Annotated in this window: 22 protein-coding genes; 13 read left to right on the plus strand and 9 right to left on the minus strand. The window is 67.1% G+C overall.

Going from position 1 to position 25235, the window contains the following annotated elements:
• Positions 1–162: 162 nt before the first annotated feature.
• The gene (locus ABD116_RS07860; RefSeq protein ID WP_343966408.1) at positions 163–4395 is read right to left on the minus strand and encodes a DUF6531 domain-containing protein; all 4233 of its coding nucleotides are present in this window, start codon (positions 4393–4395) and stop codon (positions 163–165) included.
• 222 nt (positions 4396–4617) lie between these two features.
• Here ABD116_RS07860 and ABD116_RS07865 point away from each other — a divergent pair, with 222 nt between their 5' ends.
• A complete protein-coding gene (locus tag ABD116_RS07865; RefSeq protein ID WP_343966410.1) occupies positions 4618–5244 on the plus strand; it encodes a DUF6308 family protein in 627 nt (208 codons plus the stop codon).
• A 6-nt stretch (positions 5245–5250) separates the two neighbouring features.
• Here ABD116_RS07865 and ABD116_RS07870 read toward each other — a convergent pair whose 3' ends face one another.
• Positions 5251–6861, minus strand: a complete 1611-nt coding sequence (locus ABD116_RS07870) for an LLM class flavin-dependent oxidoreductase (RefSeq protein ID WP_343966412.1) — start codon at positions 6859–6861, stop codon at positions 5251–5253.
• A gap of 92 nt (positions 6862–6953) precedes the next feature.
• Between ABD116_RS07870 and ABD116_RS07875 the strand changes: the two genes are divergently transcribed.
• Together ABD116_RS07875 and ABD116_RS07880 are read left to right on the plus strand one after the other, a co-directional pair.
• Complete coding sequence (locus tag ABD116_RS07875) at positions 6954–7385, plus strand: MarR family winged helix-turn-helix transcriptional regulator (RefSeq protein WP_343966414.1); 432 nt, start codon at positions 6954–6956, stop codon at positions 7383–7385.
• 17 nt (positions 7386–7402) lie between these two features.
• Entirely contained in the window at positions 7403–8326 is a 924-nt protein-coding gene (locus tag ABD116_RS07880; RefSeq protein ID WP_343966416.1) for a PLP-dependent cysteine synthase family protein, read from the plus strand.
• On the opposite strand, the gene ABD116_RS07885 is transcribed toward ABD116_RS07880, so the two are convergent.
• Positions 8303–11371, minus strand: coding sequence for an AfsR/SARP family transcriptional regulator (locus ABD116_RS07885; protein ID WP_343966419.1), 3069 nt, complete (start codon positions 11369–11371; stop codon positions 8303–8305). The two genes, ABD116_RS07880 and ABD116_RS07885, sit on opposite strands and share 24 nt — an antisense overlap.
• A 123-nt stretch (positions 11372–11494) precedes the next feature.
• Here ABD116_RS07885 and ABD116_RS07890 point away from each other — a divergent pair, with 123 nt between their 5' ends.
• From ABD116_RS07890 to ABD116_RS07910, 5 genes are all read left to right on the plus strand, one after another.
• A complete protein-coding gene (locus tag ABD116_RS07890) occupies positions 11495–12070 on the plus strand; it encodes an NADPH-dependent FMN reductase (RefSeq protein ID WP_343966421.1) in 576 nt (191 codons plus the stop codon).
• A 30-nt stretch (positions 12071–12100) separates the two neighbouring features.
• Positions 12101–12640 carry a dihydrofolate reductase family protein gene (locus ABD116_RS07895; protein WP_343966423.1) on the plus strand — a complete coding sequence of 180 codons (540 nt, stop codon included), beginning with the start codon at positions 12101–12103 and terminating at the stop codon, positions 12638–12640.
• Positions 12641–12738: 98 nt separating this feature from the next.
• Positions 12739–13311, plus strand: coding sequence for a hypothetical protein (locus tag ABD116_RS07900; RefSeq protein WP_343966425.1), 573 nt, complete (start codon positions 12739–12741; stop codon positions 13309–13311).
• Positions 13308–13883, plus strand: a complete 576-nt coding sequence (locus tag ABD116_RS07905) for a hypothetical protein (RefSeq protein WP_343966427.1) — start codon at positions 13308–13310, stop codon at positions 13881–13883. The genes ABD116_RS07900 and ABD116_RS07905 overlap by 4 nt, the downstream gene beginning before the upstream one ends.
• An 84-nt stretch (positions 13884–13967) precedes the next feature.
• Entirely contained in the window at positions 13968–14564 is a 597-nt protein-coding gene (locus ABD116_RS07910; protein WP_343966429.1) for a class I SAM-dependent methyltransferase, read from the plus strand.
• Here ABD116_RS07910 and ABD116_RS07915 read toward each other — a convergent pair.
• Positions 14561–15931, minus strand: coding sequence for an FAD-binding oxidoreductase (locus ABD116_RS07915; protein WP_343966431.1), 1371 nt, complete (start codon positions 15929–15931; stop codon positions 14561–14563). The two genes, ABD116_RS07910 and ABD116_RS07915, sit on opposite strands and share 4 nt — an antisense overlap.
• Before the next feature lie 305 nt (positions 15932–16236).
• Here ABD116_RS07915 and ABD116_RS07920 point away from each other — a divergent pair, with 305 nt between their 5' ends.
• Entirely contained in the window at positions 16237–16794 is a 558-nt protein-coding gene (locus ABD116_RS07920; RefSeq protein WP_343966433.1) for a dihydrofolate reductase family protein, read from the plus strand.
• Between the two features lie 39 nt (positions 16795–16833).
• Here ABD116_RS07920 and ABD116_RS07925 read toward each other — a convergent pair whose 3' ends face one another.
• Positions 16834–17403 (minus strand): flavodoxin family protein, encoded by a 570-nt coding sequence (locus tag ABD116_RS07925; RefSeq protein ID WP_343966435.1) that lies wholly within the window; start codon positions 17401–17403, stop codon positions 16834–16836.
• Between the two features lie 93 nt (positions 17404–17496).
• Between ABD116_RS07925 and ABD116_RS07930 the strand changes: the two genes are divergently transcribed.
• Together ABD116_RS07930 and ABD116_RS07935 are read left to right on the plus strand one after the other, a co-directional pair.
• Complete coding sequence (locus ABD116_RS07930) at positions 17497–18531, plus strand: alpha/beta hydrolase family protein (protein ID WP_343966436.1); 1035 nt, start codon at positions 17497–17499, stop codon at positions 18529–18531.
• A 5-nt stretch (positions 18532–18536) separates the two neighbouring features.
• A complete protein-coding gene (locus ABD116_RS07935) occupies positions 18537–19283 on the plus strand; it encodes a DUF429 domain-containing protein (protein ID WP_343966437.1) in 747 nt (248 codons plus the stop codon).
• A gap of 193 nt (positions 19284–19476) precedes the next feature.
• Here ABD116_RS07935 and ABD116_RS07940 read toward each other — a convergent pair whose 3' ends face one another.
• The 3 genes from ABD116_RS07940 to ABD116_RS07950 form a co-directional block, all read right to left on the minus strand.
• Positions 19477–20292, minus strand: a complete 816-nt coding sequence (locus tag ABD116_RS07940; RefSeq protein WP_343966438.1) for a methyltransferase domain-containing protein — start codon at positions 20290–20292, stop codon at positions 19477–19479.
• Between the two features lie 61 nt (positions 20293–20353).
• Entirely contained in the window at positions 20354–21049 is a 696-nt protein-coding gene (locus tag ABD116_RS07945) for a hypothetical protein (protein WP_343966441.1), read from the minus strand.
• Positions 21046–21399, minus strand: coding sequence for a hypothetical protein (locus ABD116_RS07950; protein ID WP_343966443.1), 354 nt, complete (start codon positions 21397–21399; stop codon positions 21046–21048). The genes ABD116_RS07945 and ABD116_RS07950 overlap by 4 nt, the downstream gene beginning before the upstream one ends.
• 169 nt (positions 21400–21568) lie before the next feature.
• On the opposite strand from ABD116_RS07950, the gene ABD116_RS07955 reads away from it, so the two are divergent.
• Together ABD116_RS07955 and ABD116_RS07960 are read left to right on the plus strand one after the other, a co-directional pair.
• Positions 21569–23587, plus strand: coding sequence for a sensor histidine kinase (locus ABD116_RS07955; protein ID WP_343966446.1), 2019 nt, complete (start codon positions 21569–21571; stop codon positions 23585–23587).
• On the plus strand, positions 23584–24231 hold the full coding sequence (locus ABD116_RS07960) for a response regulator (RefSeq protein ID WP_343966447.1): 648 nt from the start codon (positions 23584–23586) through the stop codon (positions 24229–24231). The genes ABD116_RS07955 and ABD116_RS07960 overlap by 4 nt, the downstream gene beginning before the upstream one ends.
• Here the strand turns inward: ABD116_RS07960 and ABD116_RS07965 are convergent, their stop codons facing one another.
• Positions 24232–25197: a helix-turn-helix transcriptional regulator gene (locus ABD116_RS07965; RefSeq protein WP_343966448.1), complete on the minus strand. Its 966-nt coding sequence runs from the start codon at positions 25195–25197 to the stop codon at positions 24232–24234.
• Positions 25198–25235 lie beyond the last annotated feature (38 nt).

Consider the following 25235-nt stretch of genomic DNA (forward strand, 5'->3'; position numbering starts at 1 on the left):
GAACCCACCTGCTCGTACTTCGCAAGCTCGGAATCCTGCAGTATCCCCCGCGATCATCGGGCGAACGACTCCCACTGCGCGATCACTCCGGTAGGAGGCAGCGGACGCCCTCACCCCCGAGAATCCATGAACTCCCGGTACTGCTCAAGGAACTCCGCCCTGTCATCCACTCCCGACCTCGGCGTCCGCCAACCCCCGCGCGTGTCTCCGGAGCGCGAGAAGACGCTCATCGCCGACCGGCGCCAGCGGCAGATCCGGGTCCAGCGGACACTCGAAGGCCCCGTCGTCCGTCATCCAAGCCAGCACCCCTCCGGACATGCAGTCCGGGTGCAAGAGCGAGGGCGGATCACAGAACGGCACAGCCACCTGTTTCCCTTCGATTTCGCCAAGGAAACCCTTGACGGGCGTTGCGCCCAGTTGGTGGTCGAACGTGGCGGTCGGATGCTCCAAGATTGGCACGAGCGCACGCCTGATCAGCTCCGGGCTCTTCTTACCGGACCAGGCGGGGAGAATGCCGGACTCGGTCAAATGCACTGATCCGTGTTGCAGGCGACGAGCCGTCAGGGCCGTAGCTCCTTCGCCCTCCGCAAATCCGATCACCGTTTTGGCGGGCCTGCGAGTTGCGGCCTGCGCACGTCCCAGCGCCGGGAAGCGGCTCGCGACTGCGCCTATGGCTATGTCGGCGGCTAGGGCAGAGCAGTTGCCTTTTACTACGCAGGCTTTGGAGTCGAGGATGCCGGCGGTGCCGGCGGAGAGCATGCCGGTGGCGGCTGAGACCTGCATGAAGATGGGGATGGCGGGGGCGCAGGAGCGGACGAAGGTGCAGGTTACGGCGCCGGCCAGGGCTGCTGTGGAGGTCCAGCCGGAGATGGTGGAGATGTTGGTGAGGGTGCCTTCGATCTCGTCGAGGCCCTGGAGGTCGTTGTTGGAGATGGGGTTGCCGGCGGCGTACGCGTAGGGCTGGGGGCTGCCGCCCTGGTCCGGGGAGATGAAGGTGGCGGTGGTTGGGTTGTACTCGCGTTGGCCCATCAAGTAGTTGCCGTTGGGCAACTCGAGGGCACCTGCGTACGTCGGTGCGTCCGGTCTCGGAGTTTTCGGGTCGCGCGGGGCGCCGTAGGACTCGTAGTCGTAGTGAGTCAGCGAGCCACCGCTGGTAGCGACGAGGGAGCCTGATCGGCCGGACACGAGTTCGGTGGTTTTGTGCCCTGCACTCTGGGCGATGAGGCCGGCGCCGTAGCTATAGCGTTGGGACGTCTTGCCAGTCGTGCTTTGGAGGATCTGCGGAGAGAGCGGATCCCACAGATAGCCAGTCGTCTGGGAACCGGTGGTGGAGGTAGCACGACGGCCGTCGCCGGTGTGGACGTAGGTGGTCGTGGCGTTGACTGTTGTGGAGGAGGTCGGCTTGCCTGCGGCGTTCCACTCGTACTTCGTGGTTCCGTCCGATGCGAGATTGCCATCGAGGTCGTAGGTGTACGAACTAGCGGATGGCGGCACGAGCGGGTAGCCCTTGCGCGCGGTGATCGAGCCACGCAACTCGTTACCGGGGCCGTAGAGGGACCACGTGCTGTCGCTCGGGCTGCTCGCCCAAATTCGATTTCCGGCGCCGTCGTAGGCGTACCGGGTGGCGCCAGTGGCATCGTCCGAGCACGGATCGGCTGTGTAGCAAACCGCGGTCAGGCGGTTCAGCGGATCGTACGTGTACGCCGTCGAGCCGGCGATCGAGTCCTTCGACCGCACCAGATTGCCGGCGGCGTCGTACTCGGAAGCCAGCTCGCGCACGGTCTTGCCGGCCTGCGTCAGCTTGAGGGACGACTCGCGATCGAGTGCGTCGTACACACGCGTTTCGACCAGGCCGCTCGGACGCTTGACGGTCACAGACCCACGAGCGAGGTCATAGCCGTACGACGCCATCGGCTTGCCGTCGACCTTCGCCGAGCTCAGGCGGTCGACCACATCCCAGGTGTAGCTCTCGGTGTGACCGGCCGCGGTACGCGAGGCCAGATTGCCGGCCCGATCCCATTGATAGGCGATCGTCGCCCCCGGCCGGGTGACAGAGCTGAGTCGATCGAAGGAGTCGTAGCCGAACCGGGTCGTTCCGAGAGCATCGACCATCGACGTACGCCGACCTGCGGCGTCCCAGGCGAACGAGACCGGCGGAGTCTTGTCGGAGTACTCCAGCTTCGTCATCGCACCGCGCGCGTCCAGGGTGAAGGTCGCGGACTTGCCCGAAGGCAGCGTCGTTCGGGCAAGGCGGCCGGCCTTGTCGTAGCTGGAGCGCCAGGTCCGATTGCCGGCGGTCGTCGACGTCGTCCGCCCGGCCCCGTCGTACTCGAAGGTCTGGCTACGTCCGCTGGCATCCGTGTGCTTGGTGACCCGACCCGCTGCGTCGTACTCGTCGAGGACCTCGGGCAGAGACGAGTCGGGGCCTTTGACACCCACCAACTGATCCGCATCGTCATAGCGGAGCTGGGTCACTCCGCCACGCGGATCTGTCGCGGAGACAAGTCGTCCACGATCGTCGTAAGCCAGCTTGCCGGTGACGCCCATCGGCGCGCGCTGCTCAACCAGTTGATCGTCAGCCGAGTAGACGTACGCGGTGCCCTGCCCGCGCGGCGACGTCGACTTGGTCGGGCGCCCCCAGCCGTCCACCTCATAGCTGGCAACACGTCCAGCGGGATCGGTCGCTCTGACCAGATCACCGTCCGCCGAATAGGCGAACCGACCGACTCTCCCCAGGGGATCCCGCACCGAGCTGACCAGACCGCGACGGTCGTAGGTCGCTGTGGACGTCTGCCCGGCGTAGCTGGTGCTGAGAGGATTGCCACGCTGGTCGTACGCGAAGGTGGTGGTCCGGCCAAGTGGATCGGTGGTCGCGACGAGATCGTTGGACGCGTTGTACCTGTACTGCGTGACGTTGCCTGCAGCATCAGTCGAGGTGATCCGGCGACCCAGCGCGTCGTACACGTGCCGTGCCCCATGCCCGAGTCCGTCGAACACCCGGATCAGATTGCCGGACGAGTCGTAGTGGAAGGTCACGGTCGCGCCGGTCGGATCGGTCTGCCGCACGAGCCAGTTGCGCTCGTACTCGTTGATCCACTTGCCACCCACCGGATCGGTCATCGTGGACTTGCCGCGGATCCCGGCCGGCTCCCAGAGCCAGGTGGTCTTCCCGCCGTTGCCGTCGGTCTGGCTCGTCACCCGGCCGTCGGCGTCGTACTCCGTGGTGAGCGACGGCTTGGTCGCCGACCCCTGCGTCTGAGTGCTGAGCCGTCCACCGCCGTCGTACCCATAGGTGGTCCTCAATCCACCGGGTGAGGTGACCGAGGTGAGACGACCATCGGTGTAGCCGTACTTGACCGAGCGAGCTTCGGTCGCGGGCGCGGTCAGCGTCACCGACGAGATCAGGCCTTGGTCGTCGTAGGCATACGCCAGCGACCGTCGGCCGTTGGCGACCGAGGCGACCCGTCCGGCCGAGCGCCTGACAGTCACTCCCTGACCGTTGCGGTCAAGCACGGCCAGCAGGTCGCCACTAGCGGAGAACTGCATCCGCATCTGGTCGAAACTGGTCAGCGTGTACCCGGCGCTGGCCCGGGCCAGGCTGAAGCGAGCCGCTCCGGGCTCGATGACGAAACCACCGCCACGACGGCTGAATCCGATCTCCCGACCGTCCGATGCCAGATAGGTGGCTGACCGACCGGTCACCACCAAGCGATCGGAGTACGACGGACGCCATCCCGGGCCGAGTGGACCCGTTGCCGCATCGTTGGAGTTGTACGTCCGGGTAGCCGTCAGCGGGGCGCCAGGACCAGGGAGCGCCGCATCGGACTCCACCGCAGCCAGCGCGCCGGTCAGGGAGTTGACCGGGTCCGACTGCATCGCGAACGGCCCGAACAGTGCCCTGGCTTGTTTGTCGGGCAGGGTGAAGCCGGGCGAGCCGGCGTAGATGTTGACGTAGCCGCCCGCGGAGCCTTTGCCGTTCGTGAGCGTGGCGCTGAGAAGGCCAGGTGACGACGGCAGCTCGCAGTCGAGCGGGACTGTGACGGTCCAGGTGAGGGACTGCGTGCGCACGGGCTTCGGCTTCGGGTAGTTGGTGCAAGGCCAGACGCTCACCTTCCATCTGCGGAGGTCCGTCAGCTTGATGACGCAGATGTTCAGTGACGGCGAGAACGTCCGGGCCTGGAAGGTGAAGGTCTGGCCGGTGCCGGCATGACCGAAGCCGCCGTCGTTCGCGATCTGCGGACCCTTGGTCAGCAGTTCGCCGCCGGCGGTCACGCTCACGTCCACGTGAACGCAGGTGCCGTCCTCTGGGTTCGCGGCGGAGGCCCGCATGGTGCAGAGCGGATTCAGGAGCAGCAGAGTCAGGAGCAGCAGGAGGAGGCGACGGGTCCGGGACATGCTCGCCTCCAGTCGGTGATGGTCGGTGACTGAGAGTTTATGGGGATCGCGGAGGGCTGTGGGGTGGGTGGTTACGGGGTGTGGATAACTGGGGATGTCACCCTGTGTGCAGGTGGGGGTGGGCGTCCCCTACGATTCACCGCATCCGTGTAGTTCGGATTCGCCGATCGGAATGCCCAATCCGGCTGGCGGATCTGCCACGAAGAGTGTGAGGGTGTGGCCATGAACATCGGTAGTCGGAAGATCGTCGTGGACGAGGCAATCGCGCAGCTGCGGCTGTACGCCGAGACGAACGGCGCGGTGCTCAAGTACTACGACGGTCTTCCCGGGATGACGAACGTCGGTGGGTCGGACCCTGACCGGGTCACGCTCGAGGACCTGGCGCGGACGATGCTGATCGGATCCGACCTGCGCCCGCTGGACATCGTCTGGCTGCTCGAGGTGGACGCGGACAAGGAGTTCGCCGCCGTACCGGTCGACGCGCGTCTCGAGGATGCTGCCCCCGGTACTCCGCTCTTCGAGGCCGCGACCGAGCTGGACGAGAAGTTCAGCGGTCACCGTGGTTTCGGGCACGCGAAGAAGGCGAAGCTGCTGCACCTCAAGCGGCCGTACCTGTTTCCCGTCAGCGACAGCTTCATCCGGATGACCTACAGCGAGGCGTCGGCCGGCCCGGACTTCCTGGCCGCCGTGCATCGCGACCTGGTTAACCCGGCCAACGTCCGCGACTTCAAGCTGCTCCAGGTCCGCCTCATCGCCGAGCCGCCGACCTCTGCCGCCCGTGTACTCGCCGAGGCGCCCACGCTCCGCCTGCTCGACATCCTCGCCTCGCTGCTGGGCGAGGCGAAGTAGTAGCTCCTACATGACGCCTAGTCGGGCCAACGGCTCGACTAGCTCTCGTTCCTCGTAGGAGAGGTGTGAGAGGAGGGTGTCGTCGAGGAGGTCTACGGCGGCACGGAGGGTGTCTATGGTGCCGGAGCCGTCTACCAGGGCTACAAGTGCCTTGTCGACGCCTTCGAGGACATCGTGGATGATCAGGTGCTCTGCCTGGAGGCGGTCGACCACTGGCGTCAGAGCCGGGTCTGCTCGGCGGAGGCGAGGGAAGAGCGCCGCGTCCTCGATCGAGTGGTGCGTGGTGACCAGGCGGCAGTAGGTCTCGCAGTACACGCCTAGTGTCCAGTTGTTCTGGCGCATGGTCATGGTGTTGATGTGGTCGCGCGCTGCGCCGACACCCAGTGAGCCGGCGGCCACCTGTTCCACCAGATCCCGGATCTGCTCCAGCTCGGCTCGCAGGTGATCGTGTACCTGGACCAGGTGCTCCCCCGACGCCAGTTGTTGCGGTGTGTACTTCCGCGTGGGGTCCACAGCAGGTCCAGTCGGCCGCTCCGATTCATCCAGCACCTGTACTCCGCTCCGCTTCGCGGAGGGCGGCGGCGTCGGCACCACGCTGAAGTTCCCGCGGGCGGGCGCGGGTGAAGGAAAGGAGGGCGCAGTGGAGGCGGCCGAGGCGCTGGCGGAGGTGGCGCCGGTCGCCGAGTCACCCGAGGTGGCGGTGGAGCCAGCGCTGGACCCGGCGGTGGTCGCTGCAGCGGTGGCGCGGGCGGCGGCTACTGCTTCTCGGACTGCGGGGGCGAGGTCGGCGAAGCGGCGGATGTCTTCTGGGTTGTCTGAGGCGAGGATGTAGGTGCTCATGCCCTCGGTGAGGGTCAGCTCGGTGAGCTGGTCGATCCAGAGCTCCTCGCCGCCCTGCAGGAAGCCGCCGTGGCCGTTGAAGTTGCCTGAGATGTTGTAGAGGCGGCGTACTGCCGACGGCTCGCGGCCAGCGGCCACAGCCGCCTCGTCGATCAGCTTGTTGAGAGCAGGGAGCTCCGCGGGCGGTACATAGGCGCTAGACGGCAACCACCCATCAGCAAGCCGTCCAGTGACCGCCAGCATCCGAGGCTTGTAGGCGCCCAACCAGATGGAAACCTCATGCGACGGCTCAGGACCTCTCTTGGCCCCAGCAACCGTGTAGTGCTTCCCAGCAAGCCGAATCCCACCAGTACCGCCGGCCCAGACCTCGCGAATGATCGCAATGGCCTCCTCCAGCGCCTCAACGCTCTCCCCTGCCGTCAGCCGAGGCCCAGCGTTGGCAGCGACCGCCTCCAGGAACCCACCGGCCCCCAACCCGAGCTCCACCCGCCCACCAGTGATCCGGTCGAGCGTGGCGACGCTACGAGCCAGCACGACCGGGTGGCGCAACGGCAGGTTGGCCACGTTCGTCGACACCGACACGGACTGCGTATGGGCCGCGATGACCGACAGCAGCGTCCACGCATCGAGCAACCGCGGCTGGTACGGATGGTCCTGGACTGTCACCAGGTCGAGCCCGACCTGCTCGGTCAGCTGCGCCAGCGCGATCACCCGCTCGGCGTTCTCGACGTCCGGCGTCAGGAACGTGCCGAAGACCAGCTCGTGCCCGTAGTCCATCGTCCACCTCTACCCTAAGTAGTTCGTGCCACGTAATATTGACTCGACGAACAAATTACTTCGTGCCACGAACAATCACAAGTGGAGCCGCCGTGAAACAGACGCAGGGCGCCGCCAGCGGCCTGGTCAGGCTGACGTTCCTGGTGCAGAACCTGTACGCCGAGATCGGCCGCGACTGTGATCTCACCGCAGCGCAGGCGCAGATGCTGTGTTCGCTGGCGGACCGTTCGATCGGGATGGCCGAACTGTCCGGCCTGCTCTGCCTCGAGCGCTCCAGCCTGACCGGGCTGGTCGACCGCGCCCAGCAACGCGGCCTGGTCGCCCGGGAGAGCGACCCCCACGACCGCCGCGCCGTCAAGGTCACCCTGACCCCAGAAGGCTCCAAAGCCCTGCACCGCTTCAACGACGAGCTCACCGAGCGGCTGGACAAGCTACTGGCCGACCTGCCCACCGCCGAGCGCGACCGGTTCGCCAAGACACTCAATCGCGTCATTGCCGAAGCACCTGCCGTCCTCGGACACTAACCCGCGACACTGGAAGCATGATCCTCACCAGTGCGCTCCAGGCGATCGGCAACACCCCAGTCGTCCGGCTGCAGCGGATAGTGCCGGCCGGCTCGGCACAGGTGCTGGTAAAGCTGGAGGGCGGCAACCCGACCGGCAGCTACAAGGACCGGATGGCCCTGGCGATGATCGAGGGCGCCGAGCGCAGCGGTCGGCTGCAGCCCGGTCAGCGCGTAGTGGAGTTCACCGGCGGTAGTACCGGCTCTTCGCTCGCCTTCATCTGTGCGGTGAAGGGCTACCCGCTGTCGGTCGTCTCCTCGGACGCCTTCTCGCCCGAGAAGCTCCGGACCATGCAGGCGTTCGGTGCGGATCTAGTAGTCGTCCCTAGTGACCAGGGCCGGATCACACCCGACCTGTTCGTCCGGATGCGCCACGAGGTCGACCGGATCGTTGCAAGCGACAACGCCTTCTGGACGGACCAGTTCAACAACGAGGACGCCCTGGACGGCTACGCGATCCTCGGGCAGGAGATCCTCGACCAGACGGCCGGCACCGAGCTGCACACCTTCTGCGCCGCCGTAGGCACCGGCGGCATGATGGTCGGCGTAGGACGGACCCTCCGCCCACACCTCAACCGCATCGTCGCCCTGGAGCCGGCCAGCTCTCCCATGCTCACCAAGGGCTTCGGCGGTGCACACCGCGTGGAGGGCACTGCGACCGGCACCATCCCACCTCTGCTCGCCGAAGGCGCCTACGACGAGGCAAGAGCAGTAGAGGAGTCCGAGGCCCGCGAACTGGTCAAGTCGCTGTCCAGGCAAGAGGGAGTCTTCGCCGGTACCTCATCCGCACTCAACGTCGTCGGTGCGATCCAGCTGGCGTCCGAGCTCTCCCCGGACCAGACCGTCGTGACAGTAGCCGCCGACACCGGCCTCAAGTACCTAGCCGGCGACCTCTACCTCTGAGAACGCCACTTCCAGCTCCAACTGACTACCTGCCCGGTACTCCGTATCGAACCCCTCTGCACCAAGCACACTCCGAGCAGCGTCAGCAGCACGGTCGACATCAGCCTGCTCAGCCGCTGTACCCCCATAGCCCTCCGCAGCCCGTACTGCGGCCGCAACCCCCAGCAACCGCGCAGCCAACGCCTTGTCGTCGACACACGCCGCAAGACCCTCCAGGCTCCAGCACATCCCCCGCCGAGACTCGTGCTCCAGCGAGATCCGGAACGCCTCCGCATGCAACTCCCGAGCACGCTCCAACGCACCCCGCAGCTCCAGCGCATACCCGAGCTCCACCAGCAGTATCGACAGGTACAGCACCGGCTCATCCTGCTTGCGCACCGCATCGAGCATCGCCTGCAACCGCCGCTCGGCAACCTCCAAGTCACCCGACCGCCGGGCCGAGAATGCCAGCACGAGCTCCGCCAGAACCTGTGTCGACCGATGCCCCTGCTCGGTCGCCAACCGCAACGCCCGCTCGCCATAGGCCGTCGCCTCGGCATACGACCCCTGCCGCACCGCAGTCCACCCGAGCCACCCCAACTCTCCAGCCACCTCCGGCCAGAGATCGAGCGACTCAGCCATCTCGAGCCCCTCCGAGTGCAGCCGCGCAGCGAGCTCGAAGTCGCCATTCAGCTCCGCCAGAGCCCCCAGCCAACCAGTGGCCTGCAGCAACCCCCACTGATCACCCACTAGCCGGAACAGCCGAGCACTCTCGACCGCATCGCTCTCCAACGCACGAAGGTCGGCCCGCACATGCGCATGCTTCGCCCGAGCCACCAATACGGCCGCGACGCCCCACTGGTCCCCCGCAGCCTCAAAGTCGCCCAGCGCATGCTCCAGCATCGCCAGACACGCAGCAAGGTCACCGGAATCGCTTGCAGTAAAGGCGATCCACCACTCCGCCCGCGGATCGGCGCCGCGAACCCGCTCCCGCACAGCAGCCGCACCAACATCACCCTGGGCATACATGAACCCAGCAAGCCAAGCAGTCGCCGTGGCAGACGACGGCAGAGCCTCCAGCGACCGCCGAGCCTCAGCGAACCGCCCCCGCAGGAACCAGTACCAAGCAAGCGCATCAGCCAGCCGCTCAGCCATCAACAACTCCCCAGCGCCCACAGCGCCGTCGAAGGCGCTCCGCAGGTTGCCGGCCTCGTCATCAAGCCGCCGCAGCCACTTACTCTGCGATGGCCCAGTCAAGAACCCACGAGCTGTCTCAGCGAACTCCGTGTAGTACAACCGATGCCGCTGCCGAACCGCCTCCAGCTCACCAGCCGCATGCAGCTTGTCCACGCAGTACGCCGCCACCGACTCCAGCAGCCGGTATCGCGGCCCGTCCGCCCCATGCACCGACACAACCAACGACCGGTCGACCAACCGCATCAGTACGTCCAGTACGTCGATGCCGTCCTCAGTGCACACCTGCTCGGCCGCATCCGCAGTACACCCGTCCGTCTGTACTGCGAGCCGCCGAAGGACCGTTTGCTCCGGCTCGGACAGCAGGTCCCAACTCCAGTCGATCATCGCCATCAACGTCTGCTGCCGAGGCGCGGCACCCCGATGCCCAGTGGCAAGCAACCGGAACCGGTCATCCAGCCGAGCCACCAGCCCCTGCACTCCAAGCGCCCGCACCCGCGTAGCGGCCAGCTCCAACGCCAACGGGATCCCGTCGAGCCGTCGGCAGAGCACGGAGACCGCAGCAGCCGACTCCTCGTCCAAGGAGAACCCACGATCCGCCGCGGCAGCCCTGGCCACGAACAACTGCACAGCAGACGACTCCTGCAGGTCCGGCAACCCAGCACTCAGCGCAGGCACCTCCAAAGGAGGCACACTCCACACAGCCTCGCCCATGAGCCCCAGCGGCTCCCGACTGGTCGCCAGCACCTTCAACCCCGGCGCAGCAGCCAGCAACTCGTCAACTAGCCCCGCAGCCGCCTCCACCACATGCTCACAGTTGTCCAGGACCAACAGCAGTTCCAACGACTCCAGCGCCGCAACCAATCCCCCGGCGCCAGCCGAGTCCCGCAGATCCAGAGCAGCCTGTACTGCATCCGCCAACGACCCACCAACGTCCAGTGCATCGGCAGCGACGGCCGCCAACTCCACGAGCACAACCCCATCAGGGAAAGCGAGCCCATCGGCCGTGGCCAGCGCCAGCCTGGTCTTGCCCACTCCCCCAGGCCCGGTCAGCGTGACGAGCCGATCGGAGTACAGGCGGCTCCGGATGTCGGTGATCGCCTCACCCCGGCCGACCAATGAGGTCATGGCCGCCGGCAGGTTGCTGCGCCGCCGGGCCTGAGGCAGCTCCTGGGTCAGGATCGACTGGTGTAACTCCGCGAGCTCAGGAGTCGGGTCTAGGCCAAGCTCGTCAGCCAGTAGCGTCCGCAGTTGCTCGTAGCTCTCCAGCGCCTCACTCTGCCGCCCAGCCCGATACAGGGCCTTCAGATGAACCGCCCGGAGCCGCTCCCGCAGTGGGTGCTCCGACAGGACATCCGCCACCTCACCGATGAGCGCGTTGTGATCACCACGCACCAGCCGCGCTTCGAAGTAGTCCTCGGTAGCAGTGAGCCGCTGCTCGCTCAGCCGAGCCACAGCGGTCTCCACGAACGCCTCGTCCGCAAAGTCCGCGTACGCCGGTCCCCGCCACAGCGCCAGCGCCTCCTCGAGTCGCCCGTGTTCCAGATGCGCCGCGAAGCCCAGTGAGTCGTACGAGCCGCTGTCGACCTTCAGTGAGTAGCCAGCCGGTCCGGAGACGACCAGTGCTCGGCTCCCCGGCTCAGCGTCGTCGAACGCGCGCCGGAGCTGGGACACCTTCGCCGAGAGCGTCCCTGCCGGGTTGCCGGGCAGGTCCTCGCCCCAGAGGTCGTCGATCAACCTGTCCGCCGGTACCGGCCGCCCCTCGTGCACGAGCAGGTCAGCCAACAGTGCACGCACCTTCAGCCCCGGGACGGTCACCGGCTCACCACTGTCCGTCCAGGCCGTCACCGGTCCGAGCACCCCGAAACGCATGAGCCGCACTCTAGCTTTCCGGCGGTTTCCGGGGGCACCGATAAAGACCGGAAAGAAACCGTAAACCCTCTCGGGCAGAGTCTTCCTCAACAGCAACGGACAGCACGGAGGAGGTGAGCAGGGATGAACCTACGACTCGCGGTGATCATCGGCAGCACCCGCCGCGGGCGGTTCGGCCCGACAGTGGCCGGCTGGTTCGCCCAGCAAGCGGCCAAGCGCGCCGACCTCGACGTAGACGTCGTAGACCTGGCCACTGCGAACCTCCCCCAGACACTGCCCGACACCGACGAGCCCACGCCCGCCACGGTCGCAGTACTGGCTCCCCGGCTCGCAGCTGCGGATGCGTTCGCAGTGGTGACGCCGGAGTACAACAGCAGCTTCCCGGCACCGCTGAAGACCGCACTCGACTGGTACTACGAGGAGTGGCACGCCAAGCCGGTGGCCATCGTGGCGTACGGCCGCGAGACCGGGGGCCTGTACGCCGCTGCGCAACTGCGGCAGGTCTTCACCGAGCTGCAGGCGGTAGCGATCCGCAACACCATCACCCTGCCCTGCTACTGGGAACAGTTCGCCGCAGACGGCAGCTGGCCCCGCCCCGGCTCCGGCTATGACGCCACCGCCAAGAACACACTCGACCAGCTCGTCTGGTGGGCACACGCACTCCGGGCCGCCCGCATCCGGCAGCCCTACCAACCCTGAAACCAAGCAACAGCAAAGAAAGGCAAGACCATGAGGAAGCTGATCGAGTCCACCTTCGTGACCCTGAACGGTTCCATCGACAACCCGCAGCACTGGAGCCCGCCGTACTGGGACGACGAGCACTCCGGCTACTCCCTGAAGCTGATGGAGAACACCGAGGCGCTGCTGCTCGGCCGGGCCACCTACGAGAGCTTCGCCGAGGCCTGGTCGCAGCGCAGTGGCGACCCGTACACGGACAACTTCAACGCGATGCCGAAGTACGTCGCCTCCCGCACGCTGACCGAGACCAAGTGGAACGCGAAGCTGCTGGAGGGGGATGCCGCGGAGGCGGTACGCAAGCTGAAGAAGGAGGACGGCGGCGACCTGCTCAAGTTCGGCACCGGCTCGTTCTCCCAGACGCTGCTGGAGCACAAGCTCGTCGACGAATACCACTTCTGGATCTTTCCGGTACTGGCCGACGGCGAGCAGCTCTTCGCGGAGTCGAAAATCGGCATCAACCACCTCGAACTGCTCGGTACGACCACCTTCAAGTCCGGCATCGTCGTCCACAAGCTGGCGCCGAAAGCCTGACGTACCGCCGGACGCCCGGACCCCGCTCGGGGGTCCGGGCGTTTCGTCGTCCAGGGATCGGGCACCGAAGTGGCTGACTCAGAAGGGACTGAGAACCGATGGGAACCGTCATCACCATCATCGTGATCGTCCTGGTCGTACTCGTCGCTGCGGCGGCCCTGTACACGTACCAGCGACGACGCACCGAGCAGCTCCAAGAACGCTTCGGTCCGGAGTACGAACGCACGCTTGAGCAGTCGGGCGACCGCAAGGAGGCGCTGCGCGATCTGCGGGGCCGGGAGCAGCGGCGGGCCAAGCTCGACGTGCACCCGCTCAGCGGCGAGTCCGCCGAGCAGTACCGCGCAGAGTGGAGTGGACTCCAGCAGGGCTTCGTTGACGCGCCTGGGGACGCTGTAGCGCAAGCAGACCGGCTGGTACTGCGCATGATGCGCGAGGCCGGCTACCCGGTCGACGACTTCGACCAGCGTGCGGACGACATCTCCGTGGACCACCCGGAGGTCGCGCAGAACTACCGCCAGGCCCACAGCGTCGCTGTCGCCCAGACCCAGGGTCCGGTCGACACGGAAGACCTGCGCCAGGCAGTAACCGCCTACCGCCGCCTAGTAGTCGTTCTGCTCGAGAACCCCGCCGACCTGAACGGCCACACCAATACCAAGGAGCAGCACTCATGACCAACGATCCCCTGGACCCCGCAGCCACTCCGTACCCGAGCGCCGGCGCCCGTACTACGGACACCGCCCCGCCCGTCGACGTAGACCCCCGCAGCACGGCAGCAGACCGGCAGGACGACTACGACTCCGGTACTACGGACGCCGAGCGCCCGGACTACTCCGTAGACCAGATCGGCGACGACCAAGCGCCCGTGGACACCACTCGTGCCGCTGACGAGGCCGCCTACCCCACGGATGCAGACGCGACGCCGACCACCAGGAACGTCGCCGCCCACGCCACACCCACCGCCGACGGTGTTGCCGCCGACGAGCCCTTGGTCCCGACCACGGAAGGCGTGGACTTCAAGGCCCGCTGGGATGTCATCCAGCAAGGCTTCGTCGACGACCCGCGGACAGCGGTGACGGATGCCGACAAGCTGGTCGGCGACGTCCTCGACCGGCTCTCCAAGACCTTCGACGAGCAGCACCGCACACTCGAAGGCCAGTGGTCGAACGGCGAGCCCGACACCGAGGCCCTGCGCTCCGCCCTCCAGCGCTACCGCGCCTTCTTCGAGCGCCTGCTGACCATCTGACCCGCTTGCAGGTTGATGCAAAAGTAGAACCCTCTGCCCTGCTCACGTCGTCCAATAGACGTGTCAGGGCGGAGGCAGCAGATGATGTCGTGGGAAGAGGCGCAGTCGTTCGATCGACTGGCTGCCGAGTACGACCGGCTGGGTGAGCTCGACGACGGGGCAGTCGGCGAATGGCTTCCATCTATTCTCCCGGCCGACCCGTCCGACCAGCGGGCCGGCCGGGCGCTCGACCTGGGCCGCGGCGCCGGCACGCTCGCAGTACTGCTAGCTGATCACTTCGAGCAGGTCGATGCCGTGGACCTGGCCGGTGTCCTCGACATAGAAGGCAGCTACGACTTCATCGTCAGCTCGGCCGCTATGCACCACGTACGCGACCTACCTGCAGCACTGGCCCACATCAAGAGCCTGCTGACCCCCAGCGGGCAGGCAGTGCTGATAGACGTCGTCTCCCCGCGAGCAGCCAACCCAGGCGGGTGGCTGCTCGGCGGCGACCTCCGCCGGCTAGCCCGCGACCTGGTACGCGGTGATCGGTACTTGAGTCGCCAGCATTTCGAGGAGGTCTACTCACCCGTCTTCCCCGGCGCGGCCTTCACCCAGATCGGCCATGCCCACGCCATGTGCTGGCGCAGCGCGGCACCCATCTCAACCGACCAGGGCGCCGCGCAACGTAGTACAGGCTAGGGAGCGATGTTCTGGTTGAGGTGGAACAGGTTGTTCGGGTCGTACTTGCGCTTCACCTCCACCAGCCGGTCGTAGTTGCCCTTGTAGTTGTCAGCGATCCGGGCCTGGTCGTCATCGGCCATGAAGTTGATGTAGCCGCCGGACTCGGAGTGTGGCGAGACAGCGTCGTAGTAGTTGCGCACCCACTCGACACCTGCGTCGTTCTGCGTCGGGTCTGGCCACATGCCCGCGATCACTGTCGCGAAGTTGGCCTCCCTGTAGGCAAAGGCCGTCGCATCCGCCGGCACCCGATGGCAGGCACCATCGATCGGGTAGATGTGCACAGTGGAGTTCACTGCCGGTAGACCGGGCGCGTGCTGCAGGTGAGCCTGGATAGCGTCGTCTGTGAGCTCAGTGACGAAGTTGGCCTTCCAGTAGTGCTGCAGACCCGGCGGTACGAGCGCATCGAACGCACTGTTCAGCGCTGGGTATGGCATCGGTCCAACGTGCTCCGCCACGACAGGGGCGAACTGGCGGAACTTGTTGACCTCCTGCTCCCCCTGAGCCGGATCGCCTGCCCAGCAAGCCACTATGAGCGTGAACGCGTCACCGTGGCGGTCCTCCGGGATAAAGGGCAGCGGTGGCGCCAACTGGAACGCGGGGAAGCCGCCCAGTTGCTCCGGAGCGTCCTTGATGAGGTCCCTGAACCCTGCGAGCACTGCTGCTCCGTCGGACATCTCGAACAGCATCGGACCGCCGTAGATGGTGTCCACCCGCGCCAGCCGGAACTCCAGCGCGGTCACGACGCCGAAGTTGCCTCCACCACCGCGCAGCGCCCAGAAGAGGTCCTCATGCTCCTTCTCACTGGCCGTCAGGAACCGGCCGTCCGCAGTGACCACGTCCGCGGAGATCAGGTTGTCGCAGGACAGCCCGAGACCGCGCGCCAGGTACCCGATCCCGCCACCCAGCGTCAGCCCTCCGACGCCGGTGGTCGAGATGATGCCGCCCGTGGTGGCCAGCCCGAAGGCGTGGGTCGCCGCGTTGAAGTCACCCCAGGTCGCGCCGCCGCCGGCGCGCGCAGTACGGGTGACCGGGTCGACCCGGACGTTACGCATGGGACTCAGGTCGGCCACTACGCCGTCATCGACGGTACCGAAGCCAGGCACGCTGTGTGAGCCGCCGCGAACCGCCAGGTCCAACTCGTTGGCCGCCGCAAAGCCGACGGCCGCCATCACGTCACCCGCGTTCTCGCACCGGACGATCACCCGCGGGTGTTTGTCGATCATCCAGTTGTGGACCTTGCGCGCCTCGTCGTACCCCTCGTCCGCGTCGGTGATGACGGGTCCCCTGGTGCGCTCCTTCAAGTCTTCGATCGTGTACTCGCCCATGACTCCTCCACAGTCCGGCGGGCTTTCCCACGTTTCGGCCGGCGCGCGTCACCGCAACGCCGACCAGACCGGCGAGCCACCTGCGAACGCAGCGCGAGAAAGTTCCACCCCAGAGAGCAGCTGGTCCACGGACGGCTGCCGGACCTCCCCTGACAACCCCGTTCCCCCCGACGCTCCCCCTCGCGTCACTCTTAGTCAACCCCCGCCGAACCTTCGCGCTGATTTCCTTCGTCCGCCGATGTCAAAGGCCGCGGGCCGGCTCCGACCAAAGGCCGTCAGCAGGCCAAGTCCCCGGGGAGCGGATCATGCGCAAGATCATGTACTACGTCCACCAGTCGCTCGACGGCTTCATCGAGGGCCCGAACGGCGAGTTCGACTGGCCGGTACTCGGACCGGAGCTGGGCGCCTACTCGATGAGCCTCGCGCACCGCGCCGACACCTTCCTGTACGGCCGCACGGTCTGGGAAATGATGGCGTCGTACTGGCCGCACGCCCTGTCGATCACCCCGGACGAGCAGCATGCGATCGAGTTCGCTCCGGTCTGGGCGAAGACGCCGAAGCTCGTCCTGTCGAGGACCCTGAAGAGCGCTCCCTACGACGCCGAGGTGATCCACGACGTCGAGCAGCTGCGCGCGATCAAGGACCTGCCCGGCAAGGACATCCTGCTGACCGGCAGCGCGAGCGTCGCGGCGGCGTTGACCGAACGTGGACTGCTGGACGAGTACCACGTGATCGTCCACCCGGTCGTCCTAGGCGGCGGCAAACCCGTCTACCACCCGGTCGCCGAGCGCCTGAACCTCCAACTCACCGACACCCGCACCTTCGACAACCGCACAGTCCTCCTCCGCCACGACCTCACCTGACACCGCTCTCCGGACTAGCGCCGACGGCGTACCGCGTGCTCAGCTGGCGGTGAGCGCTCTCCTGGCGAAGAGTTCCTGAGCCGCGGTGTGCACTCCATCGGCTGCGAGGGCCTCGTCCGGACGGTTGCCGTAGGCGAGAAGCTCGCCGCCCCAGCGCATACCGAGGTAGTCGGCGCACAGGCGAAGTGTGCCCAGCAACGGCTCGACCTGCCTCGGGTCATCCGAGGTGTGCGCCGTGACCGCCCACAGCGTCTTCCCCCGCATCCGCTCGCGGAAGTCCACCCCCGGCACCCGCAGCCACGCAGTCCAGTAGTCGAGGTAGAGCTTCACGCTGGTAGACACCGTGTACCAGTACAGCGGACTCGCGATCACCAGATCCGTCGCCGCCAGAGTCGCGTACAGCAACTCACGCTCGGTCCCGGTCGGCTCCGGATAGACCCCGGCGCCCTCATGCCGCAGATCCTGGAACGGCGCCAGCGGCAGCTCCGCCAGCCGCACCCACCTCTGCTCGACCTCAGGCGCCAGCCCACCCGCGGCCAGTCGCGCCAGCGCCTCGGTGTTCCCACCCGGCCGAGTACTCCCCAGCAGGAACAGAAAACTCTCCGCCATCATCAACTCCATGCTCGTGCATTTATTGCATGAGCCTACAACCTGCGAGCGCACTACGTCGAGCATCTTGGGGAGGGCTGCACTATGGGGAACATGAAGCTGCCGTGGCTGGGTGTCGTCGCTCTGGGGCTAGTTGCGGCGGCGGGGTGCTCGTCGACGACTAACGCAGACCCCACGCCGCCCACCAACTCCACACCGAGCACGCCCACGTCCGGACCGAGCAAGCCCAGCTCAAGCGTGCCGACGAGTAGCACACCGTCCACTGCCCCGGACCCCGTCTCGCTCCAGGCACTGATGGCCAAGAAGTACGACGGCCGGGACCTCCGCCTCGGCCGGGTCATCGCCCGCACAGACGCCTACACCCGGTACTTCGTCACGTACGCGAGCAGCAAGCTCAGGATCTCCGGCATCCTCAACGTGCCGACTGCTCCCGGCCGCCACCCCGCACTGGTCCTCAACCACGGCTACATCGACCCCGCCGTCTACACCAACGGCCGCGGGCTCATGCGCGAGCAGGACTACCTGGCCCGCCGCGGGTACGTCGTACTGCACACCGACTACCGCAACCACGCGCAGTCGTCCAAGAACCCGCAGTCCGAGGTCAACCTCCGCATCGGCTACACCGAGGACGTCATCAACGCAGTACTCGCTCTGAAGGCTTCCCCGTACGTCGACCCGCAGCGCGTTGCGTTGTTCGGCCGGTCGATGGGCGGCGGCATCACGTACAACGTACTGGTCGCCCAACCCGGCCTGGTCAAGGCAGCCGTCGTCTACGCCGCAGTCAGCTCCAACGCCGTCGAGAACTTCGACCGCTGGACCCGCCCGGAGGCCGCGACCGCTGCCGCGATCATCCGCGCGCACGGTGACCCCGCGAAGAACCCGACCTTCTGGCGCAACCTGTCAGCCGTCAACTTCTTCAACCGCATCACGGAGCCGCTCCTGCTCCAGCAAGGCCTCGCCGACTCCACCTGCCCACCCGTCTGGGCCCAGCAAACCCTTACTGCGCTGAAGAAAGCCGGCAAGCAAGCCACCCTCTACACCTACCCCGGCGAGGAACACGCCTTCGCCGCCGCCTGGCCGACCTCGATGGCCCGCTCCGTCGCCTTCCTCAAGCAACAAGGGGTGTAGGCCCCGTGACCCGAGTACTAGGCGTCGACGCCTGCAAAGCCGGCTGGGTCGGCGTACTACGTACCGACGGCCAGACCACCGCCCTGGTCGCCTCCACCATCGCAGAACTCGTCAAACAGGCCGAGCAACCCCAGCCACCTGCACCCAACGCCACTCAACCGCTCGCCACCGCCGCTGGCCGCCAGCCGCCGGAGCCGATTGCTGTCATCGCCATCGACATGCCGATCGGGCTGCCCGACACCGCACCGCGCCAAGCGGATCTGCTCGCGCGGGCCGCGATCGGCCGGCTCTCCTCCTCCGTCTTCACCACACCGGTCCGAGCCGCCCTCCAAGCCCCGACCCACGGCGAAGCGGTCCTGATCAACCGCGAACTCACCGGCCAAGGCTTGTCGATCCAGGCGTACGGCCTGCGAGCCAAACTGTTCGAGGTCGACGAATGGATCCGCCGAGCCACCACCCGAGTCGTCGAGGTCCACCCCGAGGTTAGTTTCGCTTACCTAGCAGGCGCCCCGCTGACCGTCCGCAAATCCACCTGGTCCGGCGCCGAACGCCGCCGCGCCCTCCTCGCCGACGCCGGCATCCAACTATCCGGCGACCTCGGGCTGGCCGGCCATGCAGTAGGCGTAGACGACGTACTGGACGCAGGCGCCGCCGCCTGGTCCGCCCTCCGAGTAGCCGAGGGCAACGCCATCTCCCTCCCCAACCCACCACAGACCTTCACCGACGGCTGGCCGGCCGCAATCTGGGTCTAGGGCCCGGACGCCCACGCCACCAATCGGCCAATCTGGAGCCCTCAGCCGGCGGAGCGCCCGCCCAGCACTGACTCGATTGATGGCGTGACGATCCGGGGTGCCAGAAACCCTTCAGTACAAGGCAACTGGGGAGGGAAATGTCCCATATCAGGAGTACAACCCTCCCCAGTCCCAACGAGTGCTGGAGGGTGGGCTAGGCCGACTTCGTGGCCGCGACGGCGTACATCGTGAGGGACATGTGGAAAGCGCCCCGATCCGCCGCCTCCTCGAGCCCGCGATGAAACGCCTCCGCCTCCGCAGCGGTGATCACCCCAGCGGCCACCGACGTCTTCCCCATCATCGACAGAAACCCTTGTTTCGCGCCGCTCTGCGGCTCGATCCACGTCGCAGCGGTCTCACCGGCGACCGTCAGCCCCGCATCGGCGAGCAGCCCGCGGAGCGTGCGACCGGAGTACGGGTTGGCGGACTCGGTGTGGAAGAAGTCGATCATCCGGCCGAGCACCTCAGGATCGGCGGGATGCACGATCGCCGTCGCCCAGTCCGTGTCGATCAGGCAGATCCGCCCGCCAGGGCGTAGTACGCGCGCCATCTCCCTAGCCGCGGCCGGCGCGTCATCGACATGCTGCAGAACGCGTTCGCACCGAACCACGTCGAACGACGCACCATCGAAGGGCAGCGCCGAGGCAATGCCATCGACGAGCTCGAGCGAAGGATGCCGTTCCCGCGCGACCGTACGAAGACCACGATTCGGCTCCACCCCCACCGCCCGGCCGCTCGGCCCGACCCGGTCCAGAAGCTCGGCAAGGTCCTCACCAGTCCCCGACCCGACGTCCAGCGCCGCCTCGCCGACCGCCGGCGCCAACGCGTCGAGCGCCCAAGCCTTCAAGGTCCGTACCGACGGCTTGGCGGCCATCAGGTCGAGAACCATCGCCAGCAGCCCACCGTCCTCGCGATCGGCGTCCCGCAACTTGAATCCGACGCGGGACTCGTCCAGCTCCTGCTCGCTCATCTCACTCCCCCTGTAGTGGATGATCAAGCCTAGCGCTGGACGAGTCCAATCCGTTTGCCCTTCAGGGCAAGGCAGGAAGGTCCCATTCGTCGTTGCGCAGTTGGAGAATCGCCCACCCCACCGCGGCGAACCCGACTGCCTGCAACCCCCAGCCGACCAGGTCGAGCGGGTGGTTCGGAATGATGACCGCGGCAACGAAGTGGATCGGCTGCGACACGATCACCGCGACCGCCGCCCACCGCGCCACCACCTGCGACCGCCACAGCGCGACACCGAGCAGGATGGTGCCGAGCACGTGCCCGAGTACGAAGAACACCCCGGCGATCGCGCTCGTCGGATGCGCTGCCTCCGCGATCCGGGTGATCGTGCCGGCATCCAGACCGGCATGCGCGCCCGACCAGAGCAGCTGGTCCTCGCCGACCAGCCAGCCAAGCGCCAGGTAGCCGGGGATCAGCAGCGCCAGCGCCACCAGGGTCAGCCTGGGCGCCCGCCGCCGCGTCAACCGGCCCGCGGCGTACGCGGCCGGCACCAGCGTCAGTACGGCGAGGAACCCGAACCACAGCACCGCCGACCCACGTCCCGGCTCCGCGATGACCTTCGCTGCCATCGCCTTGGTGTCGTCGGTCGTGTAGTAGGGCAGTACGAACCGCAGTACTGCGACCGCGGCCGGCCCGAGCGGCAGTACGATCGCCGCCGCCCACCGGCTGACGCCACGGGTGTCCGCGGCCGTCGTAGTACGGGCTGCCGTGGTAGTCATCGCACGCCCGCCAGCTCCTTGGAGGGCACCAGCAGGAGCGCGATGCCGGCCACTGTCAGTACAACGATGATCCCTGCAGCAGCCACTGCCGCCGCGGGGACGTCACCGGCGAAGAACGCCGGTACTGCGCTCAGTGCCGACAGCACCCGCAGAACGATCAGCGGCACCACCGCCCGCCGTGCCCCACGCCAGGCGAACACCACCAGCACCAGGCTGACCAGCCCCAACGCAGACCCGATCAACGCGATCGACATCGGCGGGTGCTCCCCATCCGTCAGCAACGGCCCCGCGAGGTCCCCTACCGACAGCAGCCCGAGCAGTACCAGCCCAGTCCGAAACATCCGAGACATCTCCAACCTCCCCTGTACGCCGACCCCAGTGGGCCGCTCCCCACCACAGTCGGGCTGGAGCTACTCCCGACGCCCGGGCCCGGCGTCACCACCCCGCAGGAGATCGCCCGACCACCCCAGGACCCCATTCCCGAGACACCGGGACACCCCAACGCGCACACTGATCCCCATGACGGGAGTTGTTGCCCCTACCGCGCCGCAGACCGGCGATGCCCGCGTACCCGAGCGTCGGCGGGCGCTGGCGGCCGTACTGGGCGGCCTGGGCGTCAGCGAAGTACTGGCTGGGGTCGTGCTGGCGGTAGTGGTCCGCTGGTCCTTCGATACCGCGCTGGACAGCTTCCTGGTGACCAACGGGCTGATGGGGCTCACCTTCGCGACCTGTGGTGCCGTGATCGCCTGGCACCGCCCGGCGAACCCGATCGGCTGGCTCTTCATCGCCGACGGCATCGGTCACGCGACCACGGCTGTCGGCGCACCCCTGTCGCAGCTCCTGCACGACAGGGCGACCCCCATTGAGGTACAGCGCGTAGTAGCGACCATCATCTCCTGGTCCTGGCCATGGTCGATCGCCCTGTTCCTCCCACTGGCCCTGCTCCTGTTCCCCAACGGCCACCTACTCTCACCCCGCTGGCGTCCAGTTGCTATCGGCATCGTCGTCACCGCGCCCTTCTTCGCCGTCGAGATGGGCACCGGCCCCGGCGCCCTCTTCGAAGGCGGCCCCAACAGCTACCTCCAGCTGCCCTCGTACGACGCCCTGCAACCGCTCTGGACAGCCACCGAGATTCGTGGCCTGATCGCGTACGCCCTGGCGATCGCCAGCCTCGTCATCCGCTACCGCCGCGCCGACGACACCGGCCGCCGGCAACTGCTCTGGTTGCTGCTGGCAACCGTCGTCATGCTCCTCGTGATGGCCCCCTGGGCTCTCATCACCGGTACGCCGGTCTTCGTCCTACTAGCCATCCCCCTCATCCCGGTCGCCGTAGCCGTCGCCATCGTGCGCCACCAGCTACTAGACATCCGCCTAGTCGTCTCCCGCGCCCTCACCTGGGCCCTGCTCTCCGTACTCGCCGTCGGCGCATATGCCGCCCTGGTGGCCATCACCGACTCCTTCGTCTCCACCCGCTTCGGCCGCTCAGCGGTCGTCACGGTCCTCATCGCCCTCCTGATCGCCCCTGTCCTCCCCCGCCTGCAACGCCTGGTCGACCGTGCCATGTACGGCGACCGCCGCGACCCGGCCCGCGTCGCATCGCTCGTAGGCGAGGAGTTGTCCTCCGGTGTAGCCGGCGGTATGCCGGGCGTCGTCGAGGCCGTCCGCTCCGCGTTAAGGCTCCCGTACGTCGCAGTCTCGGCCAACGGCTCGCTACTCGCCTCCGCCGGAGTCGCGGGAACCGTAGTACCGGTGGACCTCTCCTACGGCGGTACTACGGTCGGCTCGCTCCTAGTCGGCCTCCGGTCAGGCGAATCCGGCCTGTCCCAGACCGACCGCAACGTGCTGACCCTGGTCGCCGTACCGCTCGCAGTCGCCGTCCACGCGACCCGCCTGTCCACAGAGCTGCAGACCTCACGCGAGCGACTAGTGGCAGCCCGCGAGGAGGAACGCCGACGGCTCAGACGAGACCTGCATGACGGACTCGGCCCAACCCTGACCGGCGTGGCCTTCACCGCAGATGCAGCCGCCAACCTCGTCTCCACCGACGCAGAGCGCGCATCGGAGCTATTGAGTACGTTGCGGACGGATACGCGAGCCGCGATCGCCGACGTACGCCGCCTGGTCGACGACCTCCGCCCACCCGCACTGGACGAACTCGGATTGGTAGGAGCCTTGCGACAGCGAGCAGACGCCCTGTCTTGGCGCGCAGACGGCGCATCGGTCTCAGTACAGGTATCGGCCGACGGCCTGCCCCCATTGCCGGCAGCGCTCGAGGTAGCGGCGTACCGCATCGCCACCGAAGCCCTGACCAACGTGGTACGCCACTCGCGCGCGACAACCGCAGTACTAACCCTGCGCTGCGACTCGGCCCTAGAAGTCCTGGTGACCGACGACGGCCCACCCAACGGCGCCTGGCGCCCAGGCGTAGGCCTCCAGGCCATGCGGGAACGAGCAGCCGAACTAGGCGGCGCCTTCGAAGCCGGCCCCTCCCCCAGCGGCGGCCGAGTCCACGCCACCTTCCCCATGGCCACGCCATGACCGATGTCCGCGTGGTACTCGCAGATGACCACCCAGTAGTACGTGCAGGCCTGGCGGCACTCCTGTCATCCCTACCTGGCATTGAAGTAGTCGGCGTAGCTGCCACCGGCCGCGAAGCCATCCGCGAGGTAGTGACCACGCACCCCGACGTAGCCGTCCTAGACCTGCAAATGCCCGACCTGGACGGCTTCGCCGCAACCCGCGAACTGGCCCGCACCGCCCCCGACGTAGCTGTACTAGTCCTCACCATGTTCGAAGACGATGACTCAGTCTTCGCCGCCATGCGCGCCGGCGCCCGCGGCTACCTGGTCAAAGGCGCCGAACAAGAAGAAATAGCCCGAGCCATCCGCGCAGTAGCAGCCGGCGAAGCCATCTTCGGCCCCGGCGTAGCCCGCCGAGTCCTCTCCTTCTTCTCCGCCCCACCCGCCCCCGCCGCCGACCCCTTCCCCGACCTGACCACCCGAGAACGAGAAATCCTCAACCTCCTGGCCTCCGGCCTCTCCAACTCCGCCATCGGCACCCACCTCGGCCTAGCATCCAAAACGGTCGCCAACAACGTCTCCACCATCTTCACCAAACTCTCAGTAGCCGACCGAGCCACCGCCATAATCCAAGCCCGCAACGCCGGCCTCGGCGACCTCTAACTACTCGATGGCGCGGAGATAGCGCTCTCCGATGAGTTTGAGGTGCTCTACAAGGGCTTGTGGAGCGGTGACCTGGAAGTCCAGACCCAGCATTCCGATGTACACGGCAACGACTTCCAGGCTCTCCGCCCCGGTGATCAGGACGCACGTGTTGTCGTCCACCGGCTCGACGATTCCGACCGCGGCGTGGATGCGTGACAGCACTTCGTCGGCGGAGGCGAAGACGGTGATCCGGGCGTGTACCTTCCAGCCGGTGGACGCGACGTCACGTAGTACGAAATCCATATAGTCGTCTTCTGGCATCGGGCGGGCCTTGTACTTCCGTCCCGTCGCCATCCGCAGGTCCATCCAGTCGACGCGATAGGTGTGCCACTCGCCGGTCTCGTCGCGCGCGACCAAATACCAGTACCGCTGCCAACTCACCAACCGATACGGCTCCACCAGAATCGGCAGCGAAGGAGCGCCCTCCGGTACCAGGTAGTCGAACCGCAAGTAGTGCTCATCGCGAATCGCCGCCGCGATCGTCGTCACCACCACCGGATCGACCTCCGGATCCGGCACGTTGGACCCGGTGTTGTCCGGCCCCTTCGACAGCGTCGTATGGATCGCGTTCACCTGCCGCCGCAGCCGATGCGGCAACACCTGCTCGAGCTTCGCCAGCGCCCGCGCCGAGCTCTCCTCCATCCCCGCCACCCCAGCGCCCGTCCGCAACCCGACGGCGACGGCGACCGCTTCCTCGTCGTCCAGCAGCAACGGCGGCAACTTCGCCCCGACGCCGAGCTGGTAGTACCCAGCAGCGCCCCGCGTCGCATCCACCGGATACCCGAGCTCGCGCAACCGATCGATGTCGTTCCGGATGGTCCGCGTACTGACCCCCAACCGCTCCGCCAGCTCCGACCCGGGCCAGGCCGGCCGCGACTGCATCAGGGCCAGCAACGACAGCAATCTCGAAGAGGTTTCCCGCATGCCTCAAAATGATAGTTCAATTGGGAATCTGACGTTCC

The organism is Kribbella koreensis, from assembly GCF_039525325.1.
Classification (GTDB): Bacteria; Actinomycetota; Actinomycetes; order Propionibacteriales; family Kribbellaceae; genus Kribbella; species Kribbella koreensis.

Bases quoted from the DNA above. Each gene is read 5' to 3' on its own strand.
- ABD116_RS07965 (WP_343966448.1), bottom strand. From the start codon at position 25,197: ATGCGGGAAACCTCTTCGAGATTGCTGTCGTTGCTGGCCCTGATGCAG.
- ABD116_RS07945 (WP_343966441.1), bottom strand. From the start codon at position 21,049: ATGACTACCACGGCAGCCCGTACTACGACGGCCGCGGACACCCGTGGC.
- ABD116_RS07925 (WP_343966435.1), bottom strand. From the start codon at position 17,403: ATGGCGGAGAGTTTTCTGTTCCTGCTGGGGAGTACTCGGCCGGGTGGG.
- ABD116_RS07895 (WP_343966423.1), top strand. From the start codon at position 12,101: ATGAGGAAGCTGATCGAGTCCACCTTCGTGACCCTGAACGGTTCCATC.
- ABD116_RS07940 (WP_343966438.1), bottom strand. From the start codon at position 20,292: ATGAGCGAGCAGGAGCTGGACGAGTCCCGCGTCGGATTCAAGTTGCGG.
- ABD116_RS07910 (WP_343966429.1), top strand. From the start codon at position 13,968: ATGTCGTGGGAAGAGGCGCAGTCGTTCGATCGACTGGCTGCCGAGTAC.
- ABD116_RS07920 (WP_343966433.1), top strand. From the start codon at position 16,237: ATGCGCAAGATCATGTACTACGTCCACCAGTCGCTCGACGGCTTCATC.
- ABD116_RS07930 (WP_343966436.1), top strand. From the start codon at position 17,497: ATGAAGCTGCCGTGGCTGGGTGTCGTCGCTCTGGGGCTAGTTGCGGCG.
- ABD116_RS07885 (WP_343966419.1), bottom strand. From the start codon at position 11,371: ATGCGTTTCGGGGTGCTCGGACCGGTGACGGCCTGGACGGACAGTGGT.
- ABD116_RS07950 (WP_343966443.1), bottom strand. From the start codon at position 21,399: ATGTCTCGGATGTTTCGGACTGGGCTGGTACTGCTCGGGCTGCTGTCG.
- ABD116_RS07915 (WP_343966431.1), bottom strand. From the start codon at position 15,931: ATGGGCGAGTACACGATCGAAGACTTGAAGGAGCGCACCAGGGGACCC.
- ABD116_RS07870 (WP_343966412.1), bottom strand. From the start codon at position 6,861: ATGGACTACGGGCACGAGCTGGTCTTCGGCACGTTCCTGACGCCGGAC.
- ABD116_RS07960 (WP_343966447.1), top strand. From the start codon at position 23,584: ATGACCGATGTCCGCGTGGTACTCGCAGATGACCACCCAGTAGTACGT.
- ABD116_RS07880 (WP_343966416.1), top strand. From the start codon at position 7,403: ATGATCCTCACCAGTGCGCTCCAGGCGATCGGCAACACCCCAGTCGTC.
- ABD116_RS07900 (WP_343966425.1), top strand. From the start codon at position 12,739: ATGGGAACCGTCATCACCATCATCGTGATCGTCCTGGTCGTACTCGTC.
- ABD116_RS07905 (WP_343966427.1), top strand. From the start codon at position 13,308: ATGACCAACGATCCCCTGGACCCCGCAGCCACTCCGTACCCGAGCGCC.
- ABD116_RS07890 (WP_343966421.1), top strand. From the start codon at position 11,495: ATGAACCTACGACTCGCGGTGATCATCGGCAGCACCCGCCGCGGGCGG.
- ABD116_RS07865 (WP_343966410.1), top strand. From the start codon at position 4,618: ATGAACATCGGTAGTCGGAAGATCGTCGTGGACGAGGCAATCGCGCAG.
- ABD116_RS07860 (WP_343966408.1), bottom strand. From the start codon at position 4,395: ATGTCCCGGACCCGTCGCCTCCTCCTGCTGCTCCTGACTCTGCTGCTC.
- ABD116_RS07955 (WP_343966446.1), top strand. From the start codon at position 21,569: ATGACGGGAGTTGTTGCCCCTACCGCGCCGCAGACCGGCGATGCCCGC.